Source organism: Pseudonocardia humida, from assembly GCF_023898865.1.
Taxonomy (GTDB): Bacteria; Actinomycetota; Actinomycetes; order Mycobacteriales; family Pseudonocardiaceae; genus Pseudonocardia; species Pseudonocardia humida.
On sequence record NZ_JAGSOV010000064.1, the window covers coordinates 1 to 22,853 of the forward strand.

Consider the following 22,853-nt stretch of genomic DNA (forward strand, 5'->3'; position numbering starts at 1 on the left):
GGCCCGACCCCCGCACCCGCCCTCCCAACCGCAACTCGTGGATGCCAGGCGTGCGGGGGTCGGGACGGCCATGCCAACCTGAGCGGGACGACGCGACGGCAGGGGGCACTTCGACCCCCCTGCTCGAGCCGAGGCCCTCGCCGGAGGCGCACTTCCCCCGCCTCCGACGCGCTCCTCTCCCCGGAGCGGACGCGCGCGGACGCCCTCAGTAGGCAGGAACGTTGCCGGGTGGCGTGCCCAGCCTCGTGAGAACCGGTGGGGCAAAGGCCGGGTGAAAGAGCGCCTCCGGCGGCGCCTCCGCGGCGAGCGACCTCAGATCGAGCAGGGGTTCGGCCCCTGCCGTCACGTCGACACGCCCAGCGAAGCACGTCCGCCGCGACCCCCGCACGGTTGGCATCCACGGGCTGCGGCTGGGAGGGCGGGGTGCGGGGGTCGCGGGGGGGGGGGGGGGGCGCCCCCCGCCCCCCGGGGGCGGGGGGGGGGGGGGGGGGGTGGGGGCCGCCGCCCCCGGTGCGAGCGGTGAGCACCCCGCGATCGAGTGGCGCGGTCGCCCAGCCTGGTCGGGCGAGCGGCGCGTTCGCTCAAACCACGCGCTCCTGCCCGGGGTGAGCGAGCGGCGCGTTCGCGCAGCCTGGTTGGGCGGACGGCGCGCTCGCTCCGGGTCCCGTCCTCCCGCCGGGGCGAGGATGGCTCTCGTCCCCTCCGGTGGAGCGAGCGCGGCTTTCGTTCCGTCTGGCGGGACGAGAGTCGCTCTCGTCCCCCCCGGCGCGGGCGAGGACGCCCAGTCCCGGACGGGGTGGGTCAGGGGGTGCGGGGGCGCAGGCGGAGGCCCTCCATGCCGCCGTCGACGGCGAGGGAGGTGCCGGTGGTGGAGCCCGACAGGGGGGAGGCCAGGTAGAGGACGGCGCGGGCGACCTCGTCGGCGGAGACGAGCCTGCCGTGCGGCTGGCGGGCCTCCAGGGCGGCGCGCTCGGCGGCCGGGTCGGGGGCCGAGTCGAGCAGCCTGCCGACCCACGGCGTGTCGGCCGTGCCCGGGTTGACGGCGTTGACGCGGATGCCGTCGGGCATGCCGTCGGCGGCCATGGCGCGGGTCAGTGCGAGCACCGCGCCCTTCGACGCCGAGTAGACCGCGCGCTCGGGCAGCCCGGCGGTGGCGGCGATCGAGGACGTGTTGACCACCGCCGCGTGCGACGACGCCCGCAGGTGCGCCCAGGCGGCCCGGCTCACCCGGGCCGTGCCGACGACGTTGACGTCGAGCACGCGCGCCCACTCGTCGTCGGTGGCGGTCTCCACCGTGCCCTGCGCGCCGATGCCGGCGTTGTTGACCAGCACGTCGAGCCCGCCGAGCGCGGCCACGGCCTCCTCGACGGCGGCGCGGACGGCGGTGTCGTCGGAGAGGTCGGCCTTGACCGCGACGAGTCCGGACGCGGTGGGCGACTCGCGGTCGAGCACCGCGACGGCGGCGCCCTCCGCGGCGAACAGCTCGGCGATGGCCGCCCCGATCCCGGAGGCGCCGCCGGTGACCAGGGCGCGCAGCCCGTCCAGGGAGCCCATCACGCGGCCCCGAACGTCTGGCGCTGCCGGCCCAGGCCGTCGATCTCCAGCTCCACGACGTCGCCGGGGCGCAGGTAGGGCTTGGGGTCGGGCTTGCCCATGGCGACGCCGGCCGGCGTCCCCGTGTTGATCACGTCGCCGGGGTAGAGCGTCATGAACTGGCTGAGGTACCACACGACGTGCGCCACATCGAAGATCATGTTCTTGGTGCTGCCGTCCTGGCGGGACTCGCCGTTGACCGACAGCCGCAGCCCGAGGGCCTGCGGGTCGCCCACCTCGTCGGCGGTGGCGATCCAGGGCCCGAACGGGTTGAACGTCTCGCAGTTCTTGCCCTTGTCCCACTGCCCGCCGCGCTCGATCTGGAACTCGCGCTCGGAGACGTCGTTGCTGATCGCGTAGCCGGCGATGTGCCCGGCGGCCGCGGCGGGGGAGTCGAGGTAGCGGGCGGTGCGGCCGATGACGACGGCCAGCTCGACCTCGTAGTCGGTCTTGGTCGACCCGCGCGGGACGAGCACCTCGTCGTCGGGGCCGACGACGGTGTCGGGCGCCTTCATGAACACCACCGGCTCCGGCGGCGGCTCGGCGCCGGTCTCGGCGGCGTGGTCGCGGTAGTTCAGGCCGATGCAGACGATCTTGCCGATGCGGCCCAGCGGCGGGCCGAACCGGGTGCCCGGGCCGACCGGCAGCCCGGGCAGCTCGGCGAGGTCGAGCCCCGCGCTGGCGGCGACCAGCTCGCCGGTGACGTCCTGGGCCAGCGGGCGCAGGTCGAGCCAGGTCTTCCCGTCCGCCGAGACGGCGGGCACCTCGGCGCCGGGTTCCCCGATGCGGGCGAATCTCACGAGCTCTCCTCCGGTCGGTCGGTACGGTCGAGCCGGTCGGCGCCCCGACCGTCGGTGCGCCGGGCCAGCCAGGCCTCGGTGATGTGGCGGTCCATCGCGGCCGCCGCCCCCGCCGCGTCGCCGGCCGCGATGCGCTCGCAGACCTCGCGGTGCCCGCGGTTGGCGGCGATGCAGCCGTGCGCGTCGGGGCGGCCCACGTAGCGGGCGGCCTCGGCGGCCTGCGACTCCAGCGAGCGCACGACGCCGCGGGCGATCCGGTTGCCCGAGGCCCGCATGACGACGTCGTGGAACTCCTTGTCGCGGGGCATGTAGCGGGGCCAGTCGTCGACGAGTGCGTCCATCAGCTCGACCAGCTCGCGCAGCCGCGCCAGGTCGTCGCCGGAGATGGTGCGGGCGGCGACGAAGGCCATGTCGGCCTCCAGCAGCCGCCGGGTGACGACCAGGTCGTCGAGGATGGCGGAGTCCTCCTCGGCGCCGATGCTGGCCGCGAGCACCTGCTCGTCGAGCAGGTTCCAGTGGTCCTGATCGGCGATCACCGTGCCGGAGCCCTGGCGCACCCGGACCAGGCCCTTCTCCTGCAGCATCTTGACCGACTCGCGGACGACGGTGCGGCTGACCGAGAAGGTCTCGCAGAGCACCGGTTCGGTGGGCAGCGGGGTGCCCGGCGGGTAGGTGCCCGCCACGATGCGCTGAACCAGCTCGGTGGCGACGGCGCGGGAGAGCCCGGTCGGGCGCCGGGTCCAGGCGGGAGCGGCGGGACCGTCGAGCGGCGCTGCGGTCATGGCTCCCACTCCTTGGCGGACGGTCGGGCGGAACCCTACCCGAGGAGGGCGCGGTGACATCAGTCGTCATACGAATTACCGTGCGCTCGGCCCGGCCCAGGCTGCCGCCGAGCTGGCCCGCCTCCTGGTCACAGGTGGGCGAGGGTGGTGACCAGCCGGTCGGCGATGTCGGGCGGCCAGGGGAAGGCCGGTGCGGCGGTGCGCTGGTGGGCCAGGCCGTGCAGGCCCAGCCAGAGGGCCACCGCGTCCGCGGCCGCGTCCGTGCTCCGCGACGCGCCGGACTCCACGCACGCCCGCAGCTCGGCGATCAACAGCCCCAGGACGTCCTGGCCGAGCTCGGTGGCCTGCGCCTGCGTGATGCTCCCGCCGGCGACGGCCTGCTCGGCGTTCCACACCCCACCGAACATCACTCGGTAGCGCTGCGGTCGGGTGCGGGCGAACTCCAGGTACGCCGCGCAGGTGGCCCGCAGCCGGGCGACCGGATCGGCGTCCGCGGCGTCGCGGGCCCGCCGGAGCTGCTCGTCGAGCTCGGCGAAGGCCCCGGCGGCGACGGCCAGCAGGATGGCCTGCCGGTCGGCGAAGTGGGCGTAGATCGAGGGCGCGGTGATCCCGACGCGGCGGGCGACCGCGCGCAGCGTCACGGCCTGCTCGTCGCCCGCCTCGTCGAGCAGCTCCGCACCGGCGCGCACGATGTCGTCGCGGAGCCGCCCGCCCTGGCCGCGGCGGTTGCGTTCGCGGGTCCCGGAGCGGGGTGTCGAGGCCATGCTGTGAGCTTACAGCGCAAGTTTACGGGCGTAATCCCTTGCTGGGATCACGGAGCGGCGAGGCCGCCGGTGAGGAGGTCGGCGACGACGTCGGGGGCCAGGCCGTGGCCGCCGTCGCCGTGGGTGATCGAGGCGACCGACGCGGCCACGGTGAGCAGCCGGGCCGCGGCCAGGTGGACCGGGGTGGGCGGGCCGTCGTGCGCGCAGGCGGCGGCCAGGTAGCGGGCCACCCGCCCGATCGTGTCGCGCTCGAACTGCAGGGCGTGCTCGCGCAGCTCGGGATGGGTGTCCAGCTCGCGGAAGACGATCCGGTGCAGCGGGCTCGGGGTGCCGAGCTGGTCGCGCAGCCGCCGCCACAGCTCGGCCACGGCGTCGCGCGGTTCGGCCGGCCGCGGCTCGGGCAGCAGGCCGGTCAGCGCGGTGTCGGAGCGCTCGCGGACCAGCTGCAGCAGCAGGTTCTGCTTGGTCCCGAAGTGGTAGAAGATCAGCCCCTGCGGCACCTGCGCGGCCCTGGCCAGCCGCGCGGCCGAGGTGCCGTCGAAGCCGTGCTCGGCGAACAGCTCCTCGGCCGCGGCCAGGATGCGGTCGCGACCCGACGCGTCGGGTCGCCGCTGCTCGCCGGTCACCGCGGCCCGCGGGTCACTTCTTCGGCGAGGACCGGGTGAAGTCGGCCGGGATGACCAGGTCGTCCGGGCCGAGCTGGTGGATGGAGGACTTGGCCAGGCCGAAGAGCGTCTCCTCGACGCCGCTGCGCAGGATGGCCAGGACGTTGTTGACGCCCTTCTCGCCGTTGGCGGCCATTCCCCACAGGTAGGCGCGCCCGATCATCACGGCGCGGGCGCCCAGGGCCAGGGCCTTGACCACGTCCGAGCCGCGGCGGATGCCGCCGTCGAGCAGGATCTCGATCTGGTCGCCCACCGCGTCCACGACGTCGGGCAGCAGCCGGATGCTGGCCGGGGTGGAGTCGAGGTTGTTGCCGCCGTGGTTGGACACCGAGATCGCGGTGGCGCCGATGTCGACGGCGCGCCGGGCGTCGTCGGGGTGGGTGATGCCCTTGACCATGAACGGGCCGCCCCACTGCTCGCGCAGCCACTGCAGGTCGTCCCAGGTGACCGGCGGCGTCATCATCCACTGGCCGTAGGCGCCGAAGAACGTGGGCACGTCCTGACCGCGCGCGACGAGGTTCGGCACGCCCAGGTCGGGCAGCTTGCCGTGCTTGAGCCAGCGCAGCAGGTAGCCCGGCCGGACCGCGACCTGCGGGGCGTACCGCGCCATGGCCTTGACGTCGAGCCTCTCCGGGATGAACGGGCTGCCCCAGTCGCGGCGGGAGTCGAACACCCAGTCCAGGGTGACGATCAGGCCCTTGGCACCCGCCGCGCGGGCGCGCTCGGCGCGGGCCAGCATCGCGTCCCGGTCGCCCACCCAGTAGGACTGGAAGAAGAACTTCGGGTTGGCCTCCGCGACCTCCTCCACCGGCTTGGAGGCGAACGACGACAGCCCCATCACCGTGCCGGCCGCCGCCGACGCGCGGGCCACGGCGACCTCGCCGTCGGGGTCGACGGCCTGCACCCCGGTGGGGGAGATCAGCACCGGGAAGGCGACGTCCTGGCCCATGACCGTCGTCGAGACCTCGCGCTCGGTGGGCAGGTCGGCCACCCGGGGGCGGAAGCCGAGCTCGGCGAAGGCCGCGGTGTTGTCGTCCATGGTCGTGCCGGCCTCGGCGCCGGCCACGAGGGCCATGTAGACCCCCTTGGGCAGCCGGCGCTTGGCCCGGCGCTGGGCCTCGGCGACCGTCTCGAACCAGTCCCTGGTGCTTGCCATGGGCGAACCCTAATTCCTTCCTCGCTCCGCCGGACCTGTCGGAAGGGCGCAGATCACCGGCCCGGACGCCCGGGTGCGGCTCAGAACTCGGTGACGCCGGCGTCCGGGGCGATCTCGTGGGCGGTGATGTACTTCGACTCGTCCGAGGCCAGGAACAGCACCGTGTCGGCGACGTCCTCCGGCTCGGTGATGTCGACCGGCAGCAGGTTGGTGAACATCGGGGCCAGCCGCGGGTAGTCGCCGATGGCCTTGCCCAGCACCGCCTGCATGTCGCCGGTGCCCATCGGGGTGTTGACGCCGGTCGGGTGCACGGTGTTGACCCGGATGTGGTGGCGGCCGAGCTCGGCGGCGAACGCCTTGCTCATGCCGCGCACCGCCCACTTGCTGGTGGTGTAGGGGACCATGAACGGCTGCACCTTCAGCCCGGCCGCCGAGCTGATGATGATCACCGAGCCGCCGCCCGCGGTGACCAGGTGCGGCGCGCCGGCCATCACGGTGTTCCAGACGCCGGTGACGTTGGTGCTGATGGTGTCGTCGAAGATCTTCGGCGTGACCTCGTCCCAGGAGCGGGGCACGCAGATCCCGGCGTTGGCCACCACGACGTCGAGCCTGCCCAGCTCGGCGACGCCGTCGTCGACGGCGGCCTTGAGCGCGTCCAGGTCGCGGACGTCGAGGCGGGCGGTGACGATCCGCCGGTCGAGCTTCTCCACCGCGGCCGCGGTCTCGGCCAGCTCCTCGGGGGTGGCCGAGTCGTAGGCGACGCTGGGCAGCGGCGCGGCCACGTCCACCGCGATGATGTCGGCGCCCTCCTGGGCCAGCCGCACGGCGTGCGCCCTGCCCTGCCCCCGCGCCGCTCCGGTGATCAGCGCGACCTTGCCCTGCACACGTCCGGCCACTGCATCCGCTCCCTCGTCCGATCCGTTGTCCCCCGACCATCCCCCTGACTGGGTACTCAGTCAACGAATGTGACCGTCGCCGCTGTCGTCGGCTCCGCGCCGCGGCCGGGCTACGGTCGGCGGGTGGACGGATCGAGCGACGGAGCTGCGGGACCCCGCCTGGCCGGCCTGACGGCCGTGGTGACCGGCGGCAACCGGGGGATCGGCCTGGCCGTGGCCGAGGGCATGGCCAAGGCGGGCGCGGACGTGGCCGTGTGGGCCCGCGATGGCGCGACCAGCGCCGACGCCGTCGAGCGGTTGCGGGGCCACGGGGTCCGCGCGCTCGCGGTGGCCTGCGACGTCGCCGACGAGCAGCAGGTGGCCGAGGCCATGACCCGCACCGTCGACGAGCTGGGCCCGCTGGGCTGCTTCGTGGCCAACGCCGGGATCAGCGCGGCCGCCCCGTTCGTCGACACGCCGTTGGAGGACTGGCGGCGGGTGCTGCGGACCAACCTCGACGGCGCGTTCCTGACCACCCGCGAGGCCGCCCGGCGCTTCGTCGCGCAGGGCAGCGGCGGCTCGATCGTCGTGGTCGCCTCGACGGTGAGCCGCTTCGGCGCGGCCAACCAGGCCGCCTACGCCGCCAGCAAGACCGGTCTGCTCGGGCTCGGTCGCACGCTGGCCGTCGAGCTCGCCCGCCACCGCGTGCGCTGCAACATGCTGCTGCCCGGCTGGACCCGCACGGACATGACCGCGCCCGCCCTGCGGAACGAGCGGTTCACGGCGGCGACCACGGCCCGCACGCCGGTCCGCCGGTGGGCGGAGCCTGCCGAGTTCGAGGAGGTCGCGGCGTTCCTGGCCGATCCGGCGCTGACCTTCCACACCGGCAACGAGGTCGTCGTCGACGGCGGCTACACCGTGTTCTGACCCCGCGGCGCGTCAGGCGGGGTGGGGGCCGTGCGGGCGCCGTCGAGCACCTCAGCACGTCACGGCAGTTGCGGCTGTACGGGCTGTCGGTCAGCCGCCGTGCAACGGGGTCGGCGTTCGCTGCGTCACGTCGGGCCGGAGCGTCAGGCGTCGGCCTCCACCAGCAGGTCGCGGCCCCGGGTCTCCGGCATCCGGACGGCCGTCAGCAGACTGACCATCATGATCGCCATCATGTAGAGGGCCACCCCGAGCCAGCCGGCGAACACCTGCACCAGCACCCCGGACAGCAGCGGCGCGATGCCCCCGCCCAGGACCGCGGAGAACTCCCGGCCGAGCGCGACCCCGGCGTAGCGGTGGCGCGAGCCCGACAGCTCGGCGAAGGCCGCGGCCTGCGAGCCGACCGTGCCGTAGGCGGCGAAGACGAAACCGAGCACGATCACCAGCACGACCAACGCGGTGTCGCCGGTATCCAGGAGCAGGAACGCCGGGGCCGGGAACAGCACCAGGAACACGGCCACGGCGATGATCACCGGTCGGCGGCCGAAGCGGTCGGTGAGCAGGCCCGCGGTGAACGCCGCCGCGCACCCGAACAGCGCCCCGACGAGCAGCGCCTGCGGCACGAGCCTCGGGTCGACCCCGACGTTCTCGATGAGGTAGCTGCCGATGAACACCTGGAAGACGTAGGACTGGGTGTTGCCGCCGATGTTCAGCGCGAACGTGCGCAGGAACGCCCGGCGGCCGGTGGTGAACACGCTGCGGATGGGCGAGCCCGCGGCCCGCTGCTCAGCCGCCTGCTCGCGCTTGGCCTGCTCGAACACCGGCGCGTCGCGCAGCTTGCGGCGCAGCACGTATGCCGCGACGGTGACGAACGCGCTGGAGAAGAAGACGAGCCGCCACCCCCACGACAGCAGCTGGTCCTCGGGCAGCAGCTGCACGAGGATCCACACCACGGCACCGAGCGCGGTGCCCGCCGATGCCCCGACGAACACCAGCGAGGCGTAGCGGCCGCGGCTGTGGCGCGGGGCGATCTCGGTGAGCAGCACGACGCCGCCCGCCTGCTCGGCCCCGGCCCCGAAGCCCTGCAACAGCCGCAGCACCACCAGCAGCGCCGGGGCCAGCACCCCGACGGTGCGGTAGTCGGGCAGCAGACCGATCAGGAACGTCGAGATCCCCATCAGGAACAGCGTCGCGACCAGCACGAACTTGCGGCCCAGCCGGTCGCCGTAGCGGGAGAAGAACAGCCCGCCCAGCGGCCGGGCCAGGAAGCCGACGGCGTAGGCGCCGAAACCGGCCAGGATCGCCACGGCGGGCTCGGCGTCCGGGAAGAAGATCTCGTTGAACACGATCGCGGTGGCGGTGCCGTAGATGACGAAGTCGTACTGCTCCAGCGCGGTGCCGATGAGCCCGCCCCAGGCCGCCGTGCGCAGGGCGGAGCGGTCGACCCGGTTGCCGGAGCCGTCGTCCACGGTGGTCGTCGTCCGGGGGTCGGTCGTACCGCCGCCCGCGCTCTCCTGCGCCATCACCGTCTCCCCGTCGAGTACCGGCCCGCCGGAACGGACCATGCAACACGGTCGGATGGTCGACAACTCGAGGCCGAGGGGTAACGGTTCAGAAGGGGCCGCGGCGGCGGTGGGGGCGCCGCCCCAAGTAGGCGGGCGCGCATCGGGTAGACAGCACCGTGGCCTTTCGCCTGACCCCGCACGAGCGGGGCTTCTACCCGCTGTTCACCCGAGCCGCGGAGAACATCGCGACCGCCGCGGACGAGCTGGCCAAGCTGGTCGCCTCGGAGCCACCGGCCCGGGCCCGACCGGCCGCTGCGGTGCGGGACTGCGAGCACCGCGGCGACGAGCTGACCCACGACATCATGGTCATGCTCAACCGGACGTTCGTGACGCCGTTCGACCGCGAGGACATCTACCGGTTGGCCTCCGCCCTCGACGACGTCATCGACGCGATGGAGGAGGCCGCCGACCGGATCGTGCTCTACCGCCTCGGCGCCCTGCCCGCGGGGATCGCCCAGCAGGTCGAGGTGCTGCGCCGGGCCGCCGCGTGCACGACCGAGGCGATGCCGAGGCTGGAGGACCTGGCCGGCCTGGAGAGCTTCTGGATCGACGTCAACTCCCTCGAGGACGAGGCGGACGCGGTCTACCGGACCCTGCTGGGCGACCTGCTGGCCCCGCCGGACGACGCGCCGCCCGCCGACGTGCTCACCGTGCTCAAGGTCAAGGAGGTCGTGGAGACCCTCGAGGAGGCCGCGGACGCCTTCGAGACGGTGGCGAACACCGTGCAGAGCATCGCCGTCAAGGAAGCCTGAGCATGGAACTCGCGGCGATCATCGTCGTGATCGTGGTCGCGGTGGGCTTCGACTACACCAACGGCTTCCACGACGCCGCCAACGCGATCGCCACCTCGGTGTCGACCCGCGCGCTCACCCCGAGGGCGGCGCTGCTGATGGCCGCGGTGATGAACCTGATCGGCGCCTTCCTCGGGACGTCGGTGGCCAGCACGGTGGGCAGCGGCATCATCGACCCGCCGACCGGCATCTCCGGGCTGGTCGTGGTGCTGAGCGCGCTCATCGGCGCCATCGTGTGGAACCTGGTGACCTGGTACTTCGGGATGCCCTCCTCGTCGTCGCACGCCCTGATCGGCGGTCTCGTCGGGGCCGCGCTGGCCTCCGCGGGCACGGTGAAGTGGTCCGGGGTCCTGGAGAAGGTCGTCATCCCGATGGTGGTCTCGCCGATCGTCGGGTTCGTGCTGGCCGGCCTGGTCATGCTGGCGCTGCTGTGGATCTTCCGGCGGGGTCGGCCGTCCCGGCTCAGCCGCGGCTTCCGGCACGCCCAGACGGTCTCCGCGGCGGCCATGGCCCTGGGCCACGGCCTGCAGGACGCCCAGAAGACGATGGGCGTGATCGTGCTTGCGCTCGTCGTCGGCGGCTACCACCAGGGCTTCGAGGTGCCGTTCTGGGTGATCGTGGTGTCGGCGGGCGCGCTGTCGGCCGGCACCTACGCCGGCGGTTGGCGGATCATGCGCACGCTGGGGCGACGGATCATCGACCTCGACCCGCCGCGCGGCTTCGCCGCCGAGGCCACCGCCTCCGCGGTGCTCTACACCGCGGCCTTCGCCTTCGCCGCGCCGATCTCCACCACGCAGACGATCACCTCGGCGATCCTGGGGGTGGGCGCCACCAAGCGGCTCTCGGCGGTGCGGTGGGGCGTGGCCACGAACATCGTCGTGGCCTGGGTGCTGACGATCCCGATGGCCGCGCTGGTCGGGGCGCTGGCCTTCTGGGCGCTGCACGCACTGGTGTGAGCGGCCCGGGCCACCGGCTGGCAGCATGGGGCCGGTGGGCACCGGCGGTACGGCGTTCGTCCTGGGCGGGGGCGGCGTGCTCGGCGCGGTGCAGATCGGCATGCTGCGCGCGCTGGTCGAGGCCGGCATCCGGCCCGACCTGGTGGTCGGGACGTCGGTCGGGGCGCTGAACGGGGCGGTGCTCGCCGCGCTGCCCGCCGCCGAGGTGGCCGATCGGCTCGAACTGGCCTGGCGCTCGCCCGGCGCCCGCGAGCTGTTCGCGGGCGGGGGCGTCGCCCGGCTGCGGCATTTCGCGAGCAGCGGGGTAGCCGCGCACTCGCCGGCGCCGCTGCGCCGGATGATCGGCGAGATCGTGGGGGAGCGCCGCATCGAGGACCTGCCGGTGCCGTTCACCTGCTGCGCGGCCCGCATCGAGGACGCCGCCGAGCACTGGTTCGACCGCGGGCCGGTGGTCGACGCCGTGCTCGCGTCCGCGGCGGTGCCGGGGCTGCTGCCGCCCGCGGAGATCGACGGCCGGCACTACCTGGACGGCGGCCTGGTCAACAGCATCCCGCTGGGCCGGGCGGTCGAGCTGGGCGCGCGGCGGGTCTTCGTGCTCCAGGTGGGTCGGGTCGACCAGCCGCTGCGGCCGCCGCGGCGGCCGTGGGAGGTGGCGATGGTCGCGTTCGAGATCGCCCGCCGCCACCGCTACGCGCGCGATCTGGCCGCCGTGCCGCCCGATGTCGAGGTGCACGTGCTGCCGACCGGGGGCGGCACCCCGCGCTGGGACAGCCGCGCCGCCCTGCGCTACCGGGCCACCGGCGCCACCGGCCACCGGGTCGCGGCCGCGTACCAGGCGTCGGCGAAGTACCTGGGGATCTACTCCGACGACGGGAGCCGGGCGTGAGACCACCCCCGCGGTGGGCCCGGCGGGTGCTGCTCGCGCCGGGCGTGCTGCTGCTGACGGTCCTGGTGCTGGTCACGCTGCCGGGCTGGCTGGTGGTCGCGGCCGCGGTGTCGCCGCTGCTGCCCGGGAAGTTCCGGGCGCTGCGGGTGCTGTGGGTGGCGGTCGTCGCGCTCGTGCTGGAGAGCACGGTCCTGGTGGTCCTGTATTGGTACTGGCTGCTGTCGGGGTTCGGGGCGGCCCTGCGCACCCCGCTGTTCCAGCGCCTGCACTACCAGCTGATCGGCTGGTACCTGGACGTGCTGTACCGCGAGGTGGTGCGGGTGCTGCGGCTGCGCATCGAGATCGAGGGCCCGCACCCCGACGAGTACCTCAACCGCCCGCTGGTGGTCTGCTCCCGCCACGCCGGCCCGGGTGACTCGTTCATGCTGGTCCACGCCCTGGTCAACTGGTACGCGCGGGAGCCGAGGATCGTGCTGGCCGAGCAGCTGCAGTGGGACCCGGCCCTCGACGTCGTGCTCAACCGGCTGCCCAACCGGTTCATCCGCGGCGGGGGAGCGGCGCTGGAGCGCCGCATCTCCGAGCTGGCCCACGCTCTCGACCACGACGACGCGTTCCTGATCTTCCCGGAGGGCGGCAACTTCACCGAGCGGCGCAGGCTCGCGGCCATCGAGCGGCTGCGCGGGCGCGGGCTGGAGGACATGGCCCGCCGGTCCGAGGCCATGCGCCACGTGCTCGCCCCGCGTCCCGGCGGGCTGACCGCGGCGCTGGCCGCCGCCCCGGAGGCCGACGTCGTGTGGGTGGCCCACGCCGGGCTCGACCAGCTCTACACCCTCGCCGACGTGTGGCGGGAGCTGCCGTTGGACCAGACCGTGCGGATGCGCTGGTGGCGGGTGCCGGTCGCGGAGGTGCCGCGCACCGAGGAGGAGCAGGTCGAGTGGCTCTACCAGTGGTGGGAGCGCATCGACGCGTGGATCGACGAGGTCCGCCGGGAGGAGGCAGGCTGACGGGCGGCCACCGCCGGTCGGCGGGTGCCCGCCGGGCACGGACCCCGCCTCAGCGCGGGTCGAGGGGGCCCGGTGGCGGCTGCGGGACCGGTGGGCCGGGCTCCGGCGCCGGGTTCGGGGGCATCGGCTCCGGCAGCGGGACGGGCCCCGGGTCGGGACCGGGCAGCGGCGGCGCCGGGTCCGGGTGGGGCGTCGGGGGAGTCGGCGGCACGGGCGGGGGCTGCGGCGCCGGCCGCCCGGGATCGGGCGGCTCGAGCGGCGGGATGGTGTCGTCCACGGCGTCGGCGTACCCGTCGCCGGGTTCGGGCAAGCGGATCGCGGGTCAGCCGGTGCGCTGGCGGTGCTCCGCGCGGGCCGCCTCCACGGTGGCCTCGGAGTACCCGGCCTTGATCGCGCGGTGCACGGTGGAGCCCCAGGCGAACGCCGCGCCGTAGAACAGCCCGATCGCGGCGCCGGCCACGATCGCCATCAGGGTGATCGTCGGGCTGAACCCGAGCACCGGGTTGAGCAGCACGTAGAGGAGCAGGGCGACCGGCACGATCTGCACCACGGCGCGGACGAGGTGGCGCAGGAACCAGGTGCGGGTGGTGACGTCGTGCAACACCCACGCCCGGTTGCGCTCGGGCAGGCCGGCCCCGAAGGCGTAGAGGACCCAGCGGAACGGGTCGGGCCGGACGGTGTCGGTGGACATGCCTACGGCGTACCCGGCTGGGCCGGCGCGGAACCGCGCCCGTGCGTTCCGGCCTGGGGCTGAACGCGGGCATTCCTACGCAGGGTGGTCGAGCACCTGCTCCGAACGCCTCAGCAAAGTGCGCGAAGATGGGGGTACGAAATTGCCCTCGCGGCGGAGGGTGGACTGGTCCGGTGTCCTGCCGAGCGCGGCGTCCGCGCTCCCGGGTGGTCCGCCGCTGGTCGTGAGGGCTGTCGGTGGCCGGATGGTTGCAGCGGCAATGCTTCCCCGGCCGGTGGAACGGGAGCGGACGGCCGTCGCAGGGGGAGTCCGAGAGCGGATGCCGGTGTTCCGGCGCTTTTCTCGTCGGTCGTCGGCCGAGCCGCGGAAAAGGGCATCACGGCGGCGCGGGATCTATTTCCGATGAATCGACGGTGGGTGGCGATCGGTGAGTCGGTCCGCTCGGCGCGCGTCCGGGAGCGCCCGGCGGCCGGCCCGTCCGGCGGGCGGACGTCGCGCGTCGCCGTCCGGCACCCCGACCGTCCCGCTCCCGCTCGCCGAGTCGCGAACGGGGTCGCTCGATCGGACGTACCGATGTCCGCGGCGTGTGCTTTCCGTGGCTTTTCGGTCCGTGATAGCGTCCCGCGCCATCGCTCCCCTGGCGGATGTCCGGTTCTTTCGGCGTACGCATTATTACTCTCGGTGTGCAGGGCGGCCGCCGCCGTGACCGGAAGGTGTGTTGATGCGGTTCAGATGGGCACCCCGGACCGGCGCGCCGTCCCTGCGCACGCGCCTGCTCGCCGGCGTCATGATCCCCTCGACGCTGGTGCTCGTCGCGGGCGCGGTGGTCGGCGTGAACCTGATCAGCGACGCGGTCACCGAGGAGAGGATCGCCGAGGCCAGCCGGATCGGCGCGACGGAGGGCGCGGGCTTCTTCCCCAGCCTGATCGACGAGCGCAGCGCGAGCGTGCTCTTCCTGGCCGCGCCGACCGCGGAGCACCGCGCCCTGCTGGACGAGGCGCGCGCCGCCGTCGACGGCAGCTTCGCCCAGCTGCGCGAGGCGGCGGCGGAGATCTACCGGTTGCTCCCGCCGGAGCTGCGCACGCCCAGCAGCATCGGGGCGATGGTCGACCAGCTGCCGCAGCTGCGGGCCCAGGTGGACGCCAGGGCACTGCCCAGGGCGGAGGTCATGCAGACCTACAGCCGGGTGACGGACCTGATCTCCTTCGGCAGCCACGTCCAGGCCCAGAGCGCGCAGTCCGCGGCCAGCGCCAACTCCATCAACCGGTCGGCCGACCTGCACGGGATCGCCGACCGGATCGACCAGGCCAACTCGACGCTGGTCGCGGGCCTGCTCACCGGCGACCTCACCCGCACCGAGTTCGACGACTTCGGCACCGGCACCGGCGCCTACCGCGGCGCGCTCCAGGTCCTGCTCCCCCGGCTCACCCCGGCCGAGCAGGAGCGGATCGCGGCCATCCAGGCCGGCCCCGAGTGGCGGCAGGTGGCGGCCCTGGCCGACGCGGTGATCGCGCGGGGCTTCCGCGAGGGCGCCCCCGACGCCGAGCAGGCCGCCGTCCCCCTGCCCGACCTGGTCGCGACCGGGGCCGCGGCGCGCGAGCTGTCCCGGCAGTTCATGGAGATCGGCTTCGAGCGCCGGTCGGCGCTGGCGGTGAGCGACGCCGCGGCCGCGCAGGACGTGGTGCGCACGACCGTGATCATCGCGGTCGTGGCGCTGGTCGCGCTGGTCGCGGCGTTCCTGATCGCGCTGGCCGTCACCTCCCGGGTGGTCCGCAGGCTGACCTCGCTGCGCCGGGAGACCCTGGCGCTGGCCGAGACGACGCTGCCGGAGACGGTGGCCCGGCTGCGCAAGGGCGAGCGGCTCGACCTCGACCGCGACATCCCCGCCCTGGACCACGGCGCCGACGAGATCGGCCAGGTCGCCGCGGCGTTCAACAAGGCCCAGCGCACGGCGGTCGAGGCGGCCGTCGAGGAGGCGCACACCCGCGAGGGCTTCAACGCGGCGTTCCTCAACATCGCCCGGCGCAGCCAGGCGATCCTGCACCAGCAGATGCAGGTGCTCGACCGGCTGGAACGCGCCGAGCCCGACCCCGACCAGCTCGACCTGCTGTTCTCCCTCGACCACCTGGCGACCCGGGAGCGGCGCAACGCCGAGAACCTGATCATCCTCGGCGGCGAGCAGCCGCGCAGGCAGTGGCGCAACCCGGTCGCGCTGGGCGAGCTGGTGCGGGCCGCGGTCGGCGAGTCCGAGCACTACCAGCGGGTCACGGTGGGCAACCTGCCCCTCGTCATGGTCGACGGCGCCGCCGTCGGCGACCTCGTGCACCTCATCGCCGAGCTGGTCGACAACGCCACCGCCTTCTCCCCGCCCGGGGCGCCGATCGAGGTGCACGGCACGGTCGTCGGCCGCGGTGTCGTCGTGGAGGTCGAGGACCAGGGCCTGGGCATCGCCGAGGACCAGCTGGTGCAGCTCAACGACATGCTGCGCAACCCGCCCGACTTCGGCCTGTTCACCCTCTCGCGCGACTCCCGCATCGGGCTGTTCGTGGTGGCCCGGCTGGCCCGCAGGCACGGCGTCACCGTCACCCTGCGCTCCTCGGCGTTCGGCGGGATCCGCGCCGGGCTGCTGGTGCCGACCGCGATCCTGGCCGGCGACGCCACGTCGACCGAGCGGCCCGCCCTAGCGGGCGTCGGGTCGTCGGCGTCGGCCCGCACGCGCGCGTCGCAGCACGGGGTCGGGTCCGGCATGGGCGCGCACCGCGTCGACGACGGCGCCCCGCCGTCGACGCCGGGGGTGCGGGTGCCGGCGTGGGCGGCCCCCGAGGGGGCCGGGGCGCCCGGGCCCGCGCCGCGGCGTCCCTCGCCCGGCCGCGTCCCCGACAGCCGGGAGCTGGTCCCGGAGTCGGTCACCCCCACCGCCGAGGGCGGCCTGCCCCGCCTCCCGCGCCGCAGGCGCCAGGCCCACATGGACTCCCGGCTGCTGGCCCACGTCGGCTCGGCCGAGTCGGGCGCCGCCCCGGCCGAGCCCGACGACCCCGACCTGTTCGCCCCGCCGACCTACAGCCCGGAGACCGCGCGCAACCGCATGTCGGCGCTGCGCCGGGGCACCGCGCAGGCCCGGGAGCTGGACCAGGGCCACGACGACCGCACGGAAGGACCGCGCACGTGACCGGAACGCGCATCCCGCGGCAGGACCTCACCTGGCTGCTCGACGACACGGGCAACCGGGTGGGCGGCGTCACCGGCATCGTGGTGCTGTCCTCCGACGGGCTGCTCATCGCCTCGTCGTCGTCGGTGGTCGACAGCGACGCCGAGCACATGTCGGCGGTCGCCTCCGCCTTCCACAGCCTGGCCCGCAGCGCGTCCTCCCAGTTCCACGGCGGGACCGTGCAGCAGACGGTCGTGGAGATGGACAACGCGGTCCTGCTGGTCACCGCGGCCGGCCCCGGGGCCTGCCTGGCCGTACTGGCGACCGCGGAGGCCGACCTGGGCGCCGTCGCGTTCGAGACCGGGCTGCTGGTCCGCCGGGTGGGCCACACGCTCTCCGCCGCCCCCCGCGCCGCTTCCGGCGCGGACCGCGGGTGAGCCCCGGTGGCCGAGGACTCGTGGTTCGACGAGGACGCCGGACCGCTGGTGCGCCCGTTCGCGCTCACCCGCGGGCGCACCCGACCGGGCCGCTACGACCTCGACATGATCACCCTGGTGGTCGCGATCGGCTCGCACCGTGAGCCGGGCCGCGAACCCGAGTACGCCCGCATCCTCGCCGCATGCCAGCGCCCGGTCTCGGTCGCCGAGGTGTCGGCGACCGTCGACCTGCCCCTGGTGGTGGTGAAGGTGCTGTTGAGCGACCTCATCGAGCGCGGCGAGCTGCTGTTCCGCTCCCCGCCGCGCACCGTGTCCCCGCAAACCGATCGCGTCGTCCTCCAGGCGGTTCTCGATGGCGTCCGCAACCTCTGAGGGCCCGCTCCTGGGCCAGTCCGCGCTCAAGGTCCTCGTCGCGGGCGGCTTCGGGGTCGGCAAGACCACGATGGTCGGCGCGGTCAGCGAGATCCCGCCGCTGCGCACCGAGGAGCTGCTCACCGAGGCCGGGGCCGGCATCGACGACATCACCGGCCTCGACCGCAAGACCACGACCACGGTCGCGCTGGACTTCGGGCGCATCACGGTGAACCCGGAGCTGGTGCTGTACCTGTTCGGCACGCCCGGCCAGGAGCGCTTCTGGTTCATGTGGGACGAGCTGGCCGCGGGCGCGCTCGGCGCCGTCGTGCTGGCCGACACCCGCAGGCTCGACTCGTGCTTCCCCGCCGTCGACTTCTTCGAGCACCGCGGCATCCCGTTCGTGCTCGCGGTGAACTGCTTCGACGGCTCGCCGCGGTACCCGGTCGACGAGGTGCGCGAGGCGCTCGACATCGACGGCCCCGTGCCGATCGTGCACTGCGACGTGCGCGCGAAGGACTCGAGCAAGGAGGTCCTGGTGACCCTGCTGGAGCACCTCGTGCAGCGGGCGGAGGTCGGCGTGCTCGCCTGAGCACGCCGCCAGCCGCCGCTCAGTTGGCGCTGACCGGGCCGCGGGTACTGCCGTTGCCCGCCGACGCCTTCCACCTCGCGTCGTACTCACCGGTCTGCACGGCGTTCCGGGTCGACTCCGCGAGCCAGGACAGCGCCTCGCGGACCTGGTCCTCGATGTCCCAGCGGTCGATCGCGCCGGAGGACAGCAGGTTGGTGAGGAAGTCCGTGAGCTGGCGGCGCTCCTCGTTGCGCTCCTCGCGGGCCAGGACCATCACCGCCCGGACGTCGTCGGGGTTGCGGGCCAGCTGCAGCGCGAACTGCTCGACGTTCCCGGCCGCGATGATCGCCTTGTACGCGGCGAGCCGGTTCTGCTGGCGCTCGCGCTCGTGCCGGTCGGCGAGGTCCTTGAGCCGGTGCTCCAGCTCCTCGATCTCGATCTGCTGGTGCAGCTTCAACCGCGCGGCGGCGTGCTCGCTGGACTGCTCGTCGGCGCGCAGCCGCAGCACGGTGCTGGTCCGCAGCCCGTACGGCTCGCCGGGGTCCCAGCCCTCGATCGCCGCGGACGCCGCGGTGTCGGCGGCGCTGAGCTCCGTGGTGGGGACCCGCGGGTGACCTCGCGCAGGCGCCTGCGCAGCAGCGGGATCAGCGCCGCCCGGATGTCGCGGATGTTGTCGCCGACGACCCGAGCGGGCTCGACGACCCGCCACTCGACGTCGACGACCGCGGTGAACGCGATCATCTCCAGGCGGGACGGGAGCTCGAACTCGAGCGTGGTGTGGTGCAGCCCGAGGTCGACCTCGTAAAGAGTGCCCCCGCTCCAGAAGACCTCCGCCTTGGCCGGGCGGCCGTTCGGACCCACCGGGGTGGGGCCGCTGCGCGGGGTCATGATGACCAGGCCGGTGCGCGCCTGCGAGCGGGGCAGGTGGTAGAGCGCGTTGAGCCGGCGCAGCGGCCACTCGCGGATCAGCGGGCACGTCGCCGGATCGCGCCGCTCGCCCGGGTGCGGCACGAAGACGCCCACGGCGCGGCCGGCGACCGGCACGACCTCCCCCGGGACGGTCTGCACCCCATCCGCGGGGTCGACCGGGGCGAGCGGGCGCAACCACCCGGTCGAGTCGTGCGTGCGCGGGCCGGGCTCGTGGTCGTGGGACGGGGTGTCGGCGCCCCGGGTGCTCTCGTCGGTCTGGGTCATGCCGGAACCACCTTCACCTCTCGCGGCACGCTCGCTGCGGCGACGAGCGCTGCGTCCAACCGGGCCGCGACGTCCGCCGGCAGCGGGTCCGCCCACATGCGCTGCTTGCGGCGGACGAGTGCGCGCAATCGGGCGCGGTCGGACTGCTCCACCACGAGTAGCGGTAGGAAGGACTCGACCGCGCCGAGCAGAGATACGTCGGAGGCGGCCGAGTCGAACCAGTCGCCGATGACGTCGGCCATCACCTCGCGCCACGGGCTGCGCAGCGCATCGCGCACGAGCTCGGCCGCCGGCTTGACGACCTTCGGGTGTCGCCCCTGCAGGGCCAGCAGCACGGGCCAGCGGTCGCGGCCGGTGGGCACGTCGGCGCCGGAGAGCAGCAGGTCGTCGACGTCGATGTTGTCCGGCCTGCCCAACCCGGACACCGGGATGCCCGACATGAGGACCACGGCCTGCACGGCGAGCTTGCGCAGGCTGATCCGGTCGTGGTGCATCCACTCGTCCAGCCGACGCAGCACGCCCTCGTGAGCGCCGGTGCCGAAGAGGCGCGCGAGGCTGAGGCCGGCCGCGAAGAGCAGGGCGTTCCAGTCGCGCAGCAGCGGGCCGGGCCCGATCGCGGAGGCGTCGACCGTCTCGTAGGGGGTGCCCAGGACGCGGAGCTCGTCGAGCGTGACCGCCAGGTCGGCGTGGCCGACGTCGTAGCCGAGTGCGGTCGCCGACGTCCACCGCAGGGCGGGGTCGTCGCGGCGGCGCCACCGGCGCAGCGTGCGGGTGACGGCTCGGCGCACGCCCGGGTCGCGGGCGGCGTGGTCGAGGGCGAGCGCGGCGAACTCACGCCGGTGGCGCCACCGCTCGCTGTCCGCTTCCGGGTCGGCGTCGTCGATGTCCTCCACGGCGTGCGCCGTGCTCCTGCGGGAGCCCGCCCGCGCCGCGGGCTCGATCAGCTCGGTGAAGGCGTGCGCGAACTCCGTGGAGCACAGCAGGCCCGCGGCCTGCGCCGCCCGCACGCGGACGGCGGGCTGCGAGTCGCACGCCAGCTCGTCGAGCCACATCATCAGCGGGCGGCGCAGCGCCGGGCGGTGCTTCCAGATGTGGCGGAGCACGGCCGAAGGCGTCCTCGGGTCGATGAACCGCAGGACGTCGGCGGGGACCAGCGCACCGCGGAAGGTGACGGTGCGGCGCTCCTCGACCAGCCGCGTCGAGCCGAGGAGGTTGCGGTCGTCCTCGGCGGTGAGCACGCGCGGGCGCCCGAAGGCGGTCACCGCGGGCGTGGCCGCGCGGCCGGTCGACGGCGGCCCGAACGGCGTCGTCATGCGGGCCGCGAGCGACTCGGCCGCGCTCATCGCGATGTGCGAGGGGAGGCCGTCGAAGACGGCGATCGCGATGCGCAGCGCGCTGAGCCGGCGCGCCCGCTCGGCCCGCTCCCCGTGCGCCGGGGCGTCGAGGACGGCGAACCACCGGGCCACCTGCGTGTCCAGGAAGGCGGTCAGCTCGGACTCGATCTCGTCGACGGCCGGCTCGTCGGCGCCGCCGTGCGCGAGCAGCAGCCGGGCCAGTCCGGCCGCCTCGTCGGTGCGGGGCGCGGGGCCCAGCGCCTTGCGCAGGCGGGCGGACCTGGCCAGGGCCATCAGCCGCGCGGGCAGCTCGGCCGGGCTGTCGGGCGGGAGGTCGGCGTCGATGTGCCCGGCGACCAGCTCGAGCGGGTCGGGCGGCGGGCACGGCGCGCTGTAGCCCAGGAGCTGGTCGGCAGTGTCGGCGTGGTCGCCGACCACGAGGACGCAGTAGGCGGAGTTCCGTCCCAGCACCTCGGCGAAGCGGTCCGCGCTCACGGCGGACAGCCGCTTGTCGCCGTCGGCGACCGTCGCCAGGTACCCGTGCCCCGGGGCCACGTGGTCGCCCGCCAGGTCCGCGACCGCCGTCGTCGGGTCGAGGCGGGACACCTGGCCGCCGGTCAGGTCGTCGAGGAGGTGCAGGGCGCTCGTGGTGCGCCCGCTCGCCGGTTGGCCGGACAGGACCAGCAGGTGCCGGTCGAGCAGCAGCGCGCGCAGGTCGTCGTAGTTCGCCGGAGCGACGTAGCGGGCCCGCAGCGACACCAGGTCCTCCTCCCGGATCCGCCCCGGCGCGCGGGTCGGCAGGTGGCGGCCGCCGACCACCAGGTTGGTGCGGATGGTCACGTGCGCGTCGCGGCCGGCGACGAGGGTCGTCGGGTCGAGGACGGCGCGGCCGTGCTCGTAGGCCTCCCGGGCGAGGGCGTCGAACGCGTCGCCGGTGGAGTTGCTCAGCCGCCGGTCGCGCTCCCGGTCCTGGTCGTCGTCGGCGGCCGGTCCGCGGCCCTCGCTCGTCGGGGGCGGCGTCTTGTCGTTCCGGCCCGCGTCGTTCCGGCCCGTGTCGGTCGTGCCCGTGTCCTTGCCGTCGGGCCCGCCGCCGGTGGTGGCCTCGCCGGGACCGTCGTCGCCCATCACCGCACCCCGTAGTTCTTCACGATGCTCACGGTCATGTCCCGTCCGCTGAGGTAGCCGTTGTTGATCAGTCCGGTGTTGACGCCCACGACGACGTGGGCGGGCGGCGGTTCCGGGCCGTCGTCCGGTGCGGTGGCTGCGGTTCCGCCCGGGTCGGCGGGCGGCGGTTCCGGTGCCCGCGCCCGTCCGGCCACCGCGAACCAGGCGTTTCCCTCTGCGGTGCTGAGCGGCCGGTAGGAATCGCGGCGGGGGAAAAGGCCGGTGAGCGCCGCGGTCTCGTCGCGGAATCGTTCGGAAACGACGGTGACGACGCGAGCGCCGGGGATGGCGTGCAGCGGCACCGCCACCGGGTCGAGGCTGAGTCGGGTGGCCGTGGCGACGGCGTCCGGGGCGCTGGTCGCGATGTGCGCACCGATCCGCACCGTTGTCGTGGCGGCGCGGTGCGGGCCGGACAGCATCGCGTGGATCGTCCTGGCCGCGCGGGAGAGAATGCCGGCGCAATGGTCCGCGGAGCCGGTCGCCACCGCGCCGCTCGGGACGTGGTCGTGGTCGAACTCGACGCCGGCGGCGTCGGCGCGCAGTTCGAGGAACGCCCGCACGACGTCGTCCGCGACCGCCGGGTGCTCGCTCCGCACGGTCAGGTGCAGCGCGGCCAGGCGGCCGGGTTGCGCCGATCGCGCAGGCCGGGCCCGGTGCTCGGCGGCCACCGCCGTCGCCCCGCCCGCGGTGCCGCTCAGCAGCTCGACCAGTGGCGCGACGCCTTCCCGGGTGAGCTCGACGGAGTAGCTCGTACCCGAGTAGGGCAGCAGGACGGTCGGGATGTCCGCGCGCGTGTTCCCGGGCAGGAGCACGGGGATGAATTTGCGCAGCGCCGAGTCGGGGTCGCGGAAGACCTCCTCGCCGATCAGTAGTCCCTCGAACTGGACCCCGTGACCGGATCCGGAATCGTCCGCGCGCTCGAAACGCCGCCGGTAAGTGGGTGAGACCACGACCAGGACCCGATCGGCGGCGCGGATCTGCGCGATCGTCCACCGGACCCAGTCCTGGCGCTGCACCGCCGCGAACTGGTCGAGCCGGACGTCCAGATCGTGCTCGGCGAGCAGTTCGCAGAACCTGCGGACGCGGTTCTTATGACCCTCGTCCTCGTGCGCGTAGGAGATCAGTACCTGGCATGGCGCAACTCCGGAATCGCTCATCGTGTCCCCCGACACTCGGCGCACCATGTGGCTCGCCGGTGCTGC

General features: G+C 74.4%; 22 protein-coding genes. 9 read left to right on the plus strand and 13 right to left on the minus strand.

Features of this window, described 5'->3' with window-relative positions:
• Nucleotides 1–801: 801 nt before the first annotated feature.
• The 7 genes from KDL28_RS30115 to KDL28_RS30145 all read right to left on the minus strand — a co-directional run bounded on the left by KDL28_RS30115 (nucleotide 802) and on the right by KDL28_RS30145 (nucleotide 6,656).
• Complete coding sequence (locus KDL28_RS30115) at nucleotides 802–1,554, minus strand: SDR family NAD(P)-dependent oxidoreductase (RefSeq protein WP_252444111.1); 753 nt, start codon at nucleotides 1,552–1,554, stop codon at nucleotides 802–804.
• Nucleotides 1,554–2,393: a fumarylacetoacetate hydrolase family protein gene (locus tag KDL28_RS30120; protein ID WP_252444112.1), complete on the minus strand. Its 840-nt coding sequence runs from the start codon at nucleotides 2,391–2,393 to the stop codon at nucleotides 1,554–1,556. The genes KDL28_RS30115 and KDL28_RS30120 overlap by 1 nt, the downstream gene beginning before the upstream one ends.
• Nucleotides 2,390–3,175 (minus strand): FadR/GntR family transcriptional regulator, encoded by a 786-nt coding sequence (locus KDL28_RS30125; protein WP_252444113.1) that lies wholly within the window; start codon nucleotides 3,173–3,175, stop codon nucleotides 2,390–2,392. The genes KDL28_RS30120 and KDL28_RS30125 overlap by 4 nt, the downstream gene beginning before the upstream one ends.
• 128 nt (nucleotides 3,176–3,303) lie before the next feature.
• Nucleotides 3,304–3,939: a TetR/AcrR family transcriptional regulator gene (locus tag KDL28_RS30130; protein ID WP_252444114.1), complete on the minus strand. Its 636-nt coding sequence runs from the start codon at nucleotides 3,937–3,939 to the stop codon at nucleotides 3,304–3,306.
• A gap of 47 nt (nucleotides 3,940–3,986) precedes the next feature.
• A complete protein-coding gene (locus KDL28_RS30135) occupies nucleotides 3,987–4,565 on the minus strand; it encodes a TetR/AcrR family transcriptional regulator (protein ID WP_252444115.1) in 579 nt (192 codons plus the stop codon).
• A 13-nt stretch (nucleotides 4,566–4,578) separates the two neighbouring features.
• A complete protein-coding gene (mftD, locus tag KDL28_RS30140) occupies nucleotides 4,579–5,760 on the minus strand; it encodes a pre-mycofactocin synthase MftD (RefSeq protein WP_252444116.1) in 1,182 nt (393 codons plus the stop codon).
• An 80-nt stretch (nucleotides 5,761–5,840) separates the two neighbouring features.
• A complete protein-coding gene (locus KDL28_RS30145) occupies nucleotides 5,841–6,656 on the minus strand; it encodes a mycofactocin-coupled SDR family oxidoreductase (RefSeq protein ID WP_252444117.1) in 816 nt (271 codons plus the stop codon).
• Between the two features lie 123 nt (nucleotides 6,657–6,779).
• On the opposite strand from KDL28_RS30145, the gene KDL28_RS30150 reads away from it, so the two are divergent.
• The gene (locus KDL28_RS30150; protein ID WP_252444118.1) at nucleotides 6,780–7,562 is read left to right on the plus strand and encodes an SDR family NAD(P)-dependent oxidoreductase; all 783 of its coding nucleotides are present in this window, start codon (nucleotides 6,780–6,782) and stop codon (nucleotides 7,560–7,562) included.
• A 143-nt stretch (nucleotides 7,563–7,705) separates the two neighbouring features.
• On the opposite strand, the gene KDL28_RS30155 is transcribed toward KDL28_RS30150, so the two are convergent.
• Nucleotides 7,706–9,082, minus strand: a complete 1,377-nt coding sequence (locus KDL28_RS30155; protein ID WP_252444119.1) for an MFS transporter — start codon at nucleotides 9,080–9,082, stop codon at nucleotides 7,706–7,708.
• A gap of 158 nt (nucleotides 9,083–9,240) precedes the next feature.
• Here KDL28_RS30155 and KDL28_RS30160 point away from each other — a divergent pair, with 158 nt between their 5' ends.
• From KDL28_RS30160 to KDL28_RS30175, 4 genes are read left to right on the plus strand one after another with little or no spacing between them, the layout of a single operon-like run.
• Entirely contained in the window at nucleotides 9,241–9,876 is a 636-nt protein-coding gene (locus KDL28_RS30160; RefSeq protein ID WP_252444120.1) for a DUF47 domain-containing protein, read from the plus strand.
• Nucleotides 9,877–9,878: 2 nt separating this feature from the next.
• Nucleotides 9,879–10,871, plus strand: a complete 993-nt coding sequence (locus KDL28_RS30165; protein ID WP_252444121.1) for an inorganic phosphate transporter — start codon at nucleotides 9,879–9,881, stop codon at nucleotides 10,869–10,871.
• A gap of 34 nt (nucleotides 10,872–10,905) precedes the next feature.
• Nucleotides 10,906–11,757 carry a patatin-like phospholipase family protein gene (locus tag KDL28_RS30170; protein WP_252444122.1) on the plus strand — a complete coding sequence of 284 codons (852 nt, stop codon included), beginning with the start codon at nucleotides 10,906–10,908 and terminating at the stop codon, nucleotides 11,755–11,757.
• On the plus strand, nucleotides 11,754–12,761 hold the full coding sequence (locus KDL28_RS30175) for a 1-acyl-sn-glycerol-3-phosphate acyltransferase (RefSeq protein ID WP_252444123.1): 1,008 nt from the start codon (nucleotides 11,754–11,756) through the stop codon (nucleotides 12,759–12,761). The genes KDL28_RS30170 and KDL28_RS30175 overlap by 4 nt, the downstream gene beginning before the upstream one ends.
• 322 nt (nucleotides 12,762–13,083) lie before the next feature.
• Here KDL28_RS30175 and KDL28_RS30180 read toward each other — a convergent pair whose 3' ends face one another.
• Nucleotides 13,084–13,452 (minus strand): DUF5313 family protein, encoded by a 369-nt coding sequence (locus KDL28_RS30180; RefSeq protein ID WP_252444124.1) that lies wholly within the window; start codon nucleotides 13,450–13,452, stop codon nucleotides 13,084–13,086.
• Between the two features lie 721 nt (nucleotides 13,453–14,173).
• Between KDL28_RS30180 and KDL28_RS30185 the strand changes: the two genes are divergently transcribed.
• The 4 genes from KDL28_RS30185 to KDL28_RS30200 are packed head-to-tail and all read left to right on the plus strand — an operon-like array spanning nucleotide 14,174 to nucleotide 17,980.
• Entirely contained in the window at nucleotides 14,174–16,621 is a 2,448-nt protein-coding gene (locus tag KDL28_RS30185; RefSeq protein ID WP_252444125.1) for a sensor histidine kinase, read from the plus strand.
• Nucleotides 16,618–17,037: a roadblock/LC7 domain-containing protein gene (locus tag KDL28_RS30190; RefSeq protein WP_252444126.1), complete on the plus strand. Its 420-nt coding sequence runs from the start codon at nucleotides 16,618–16,620 to the stop codon at nucleotides 17,035–17,037. Before KDL28_RS30185 ends, KDL28_RS30190 begins: the two co-directional genes overlap by 4 nt.
• 6 nt (nucleotides 17,038–17,043) lie before the next feature.
• A complete protein-coding gene (locus KDL28_RS30195) occupies nucleotides 17,044–17,409 on the plus strand; it encodes a DUF742 domain-containing protein (RefSeq protein ID WP_252444127.1) in 366 nt (121 codons plus the stop codon).
• Nucleotides 17,390–17,980 carry a GTP-binding protein gene (locus KDL28_RS30200; RefSeq protein ID WP_252444128.1) on the plus strand — a complete coding sequence of 197 codons (591 nt, stop codon included), beginning with the start codon at nucleotides 17,390–17,392 and terminating at the stop codon, nucleotides 17,978–17,980. The genes KDL28_RS30195 and KDL28_RS30200 overlap by 20 nt, the downstream gene beginning before the upstream one ends.
• A 19-nt stretch (nucleotides 17,981–17,999) precedes the next feature.
• Here the strand turns inward: KDL28_RS30200 and KDL28_RS30205 are convergent, their stop codons facing one another.
• The 4 genes from KDL28_RS30205 to KDL28_RS30220 are packed head-to-tail and all read right to left on the minus strand — an operon-like array spanning nucleotide 18,000 to nucleotide 22,808.
• Nucleotides 18,000–18,467 (minus strand): hypothetical protein, encoded by a 468-nt coding sequence (locus tag KDL28_RS30205; RefSeq protein WP_252444129.1) that lies wholly within the window; start codon nucleotides 18,465–18,467, stop codon nucleotides 18,000–18,002.
• Nucleotides 18,413–19,153: a hypothetical protein gene (locus KDL28_RS30210; protein ID WP_252444130.1), complete on the minus strand. Its 741-nt coding sequence runs from the start codon at nucleotides 19,151–19,153 to the stop codon at nucleotides 18,413–18,415. Before KDL28_RS30210 ends, KDL28_RS30205 begins: the two co-directional genes overlap by 55 nt.
• Nucleotides 19,150–21,612: an amino acid adenylation domain-containing protein gene (locus KDL28_RS30215; RefSeq protein WP_252444131.1), complete on the minus strand. Its 2,463-nt coding sequence runs from the start codon at nucleotides 21,610–21,612 to the stop codon at nucleotides 19,150–19,152. The genes KDL28_RS30210 and KDL28_RS30215 overlap by 4 nt, the downstream gene beginning before the upstream one ends.
• Nucleotides 21,612–22,808, minus strand: coding sequence for an SEFIR domain-containing protein (locus KDL28_RS30220; protein WP_252444132.1), 1,197 nt, complete (start codon nucleotides 22,806–22,808; stop codon nucleotides 21,612–21,614). The genes KDL28_RS30215 and KDL28_RS30220 overlap by 1 nt, the downstream gene beginning before the upstream one ends.
• Nucleotides 22,809–22,853 lie beyond the last annotated feature (45 nt).

Excerpts from the sequence above, each read along its gene's own strand:
- KDL28_RS30115 (WP_252444111.1), bottom strand. The coding sequence starts at position 1,554 with ATGGGCTCCCTGGACGGGCTGCGCGCCCTGGTCACCGGCGGCGCCTCC.
- KDL28_RS30125 (WP_252444113.1), bottom strand. The coding sequence starts at position 3,175 with ATGACCGCAGCGCCGCTCGACGGTCCCGCCGCTCCCGCCTGGACCCGG.
- KDL28_RS30130 (WP_252444114.1), bottom strand. The coding sequence starts at position 3,939 with ATGGCCTCGACACCCCGCTCCGGGACCCGCGAACGCAACCGCCGCGGC.
- mftD (WP_252444116.1), bottom strand. The coding sequence starts at position 5,760 with ATGGCAAGCACCAGGGACTGGTTCGAGACGGTCGCCGAGGCCCAGCGC.
- KDL28_RS30155 (WP_252444119.1), bottom strand. The coding sequence starts at position 9,082 with ATGGCGCAGGAGAGCGCGGGCGGCGGTACGACCGACCCCCGGACGACG.
- KDL28_RS30165 (WP_252444121.1), top strand. The coding sequence starts at position 9,879 with ATGGAACTCGCGGCGATCATCGTCGTGATCGTGGTCGCGGTGGGCTTC.
- KDL28_RS30180 (WP_252444124.1), bottom strand. The coding sequence starts at position 13,452 with ATGTCCACCGACACCGTCCGGCCCGACCCGTTCCGCTGGGTCCTCTAC.
- KDL28_RS30185 (WP_252444125.1), top strand. The coding sequence starts at position 14,174 with ATGCGGTTCAGATGGGCACCCCGGACCGGCGCGCCGTCCCTGCGCACG.
- KDL28_RS30200 (WP_252444128.1), top strand. The coding sequence starts at position 17,390 with ATGGCGTCCGCAACCTCTGAGGGCCCGCTCCTGGGCCAGTCCGCGCTC.
- KDL28_RS30210 (WP_252444130.1), bottom strand. The coding sequence starts at position 19,153 with ATGACCCAGACCGACGAGAGCACCCGGGGCGCCGACACCCCGTCCCAC.
- KDL28_RS30215 (WP_252444131.1), bottom strand. The coding sequence starts at position 21,612 with ATGGGCGACGACGGTCCCGGCGAGGCCACCACCGGCGGCGGGCCCGAC.
- KDL28_RS30220 (WP_252444132.1), bottom strand. The coding sequence starts at position 22,808 with ATGAGCGATTCCGGAGTTGCGCCATGCCAGGTACTGATCTCCTACGCG.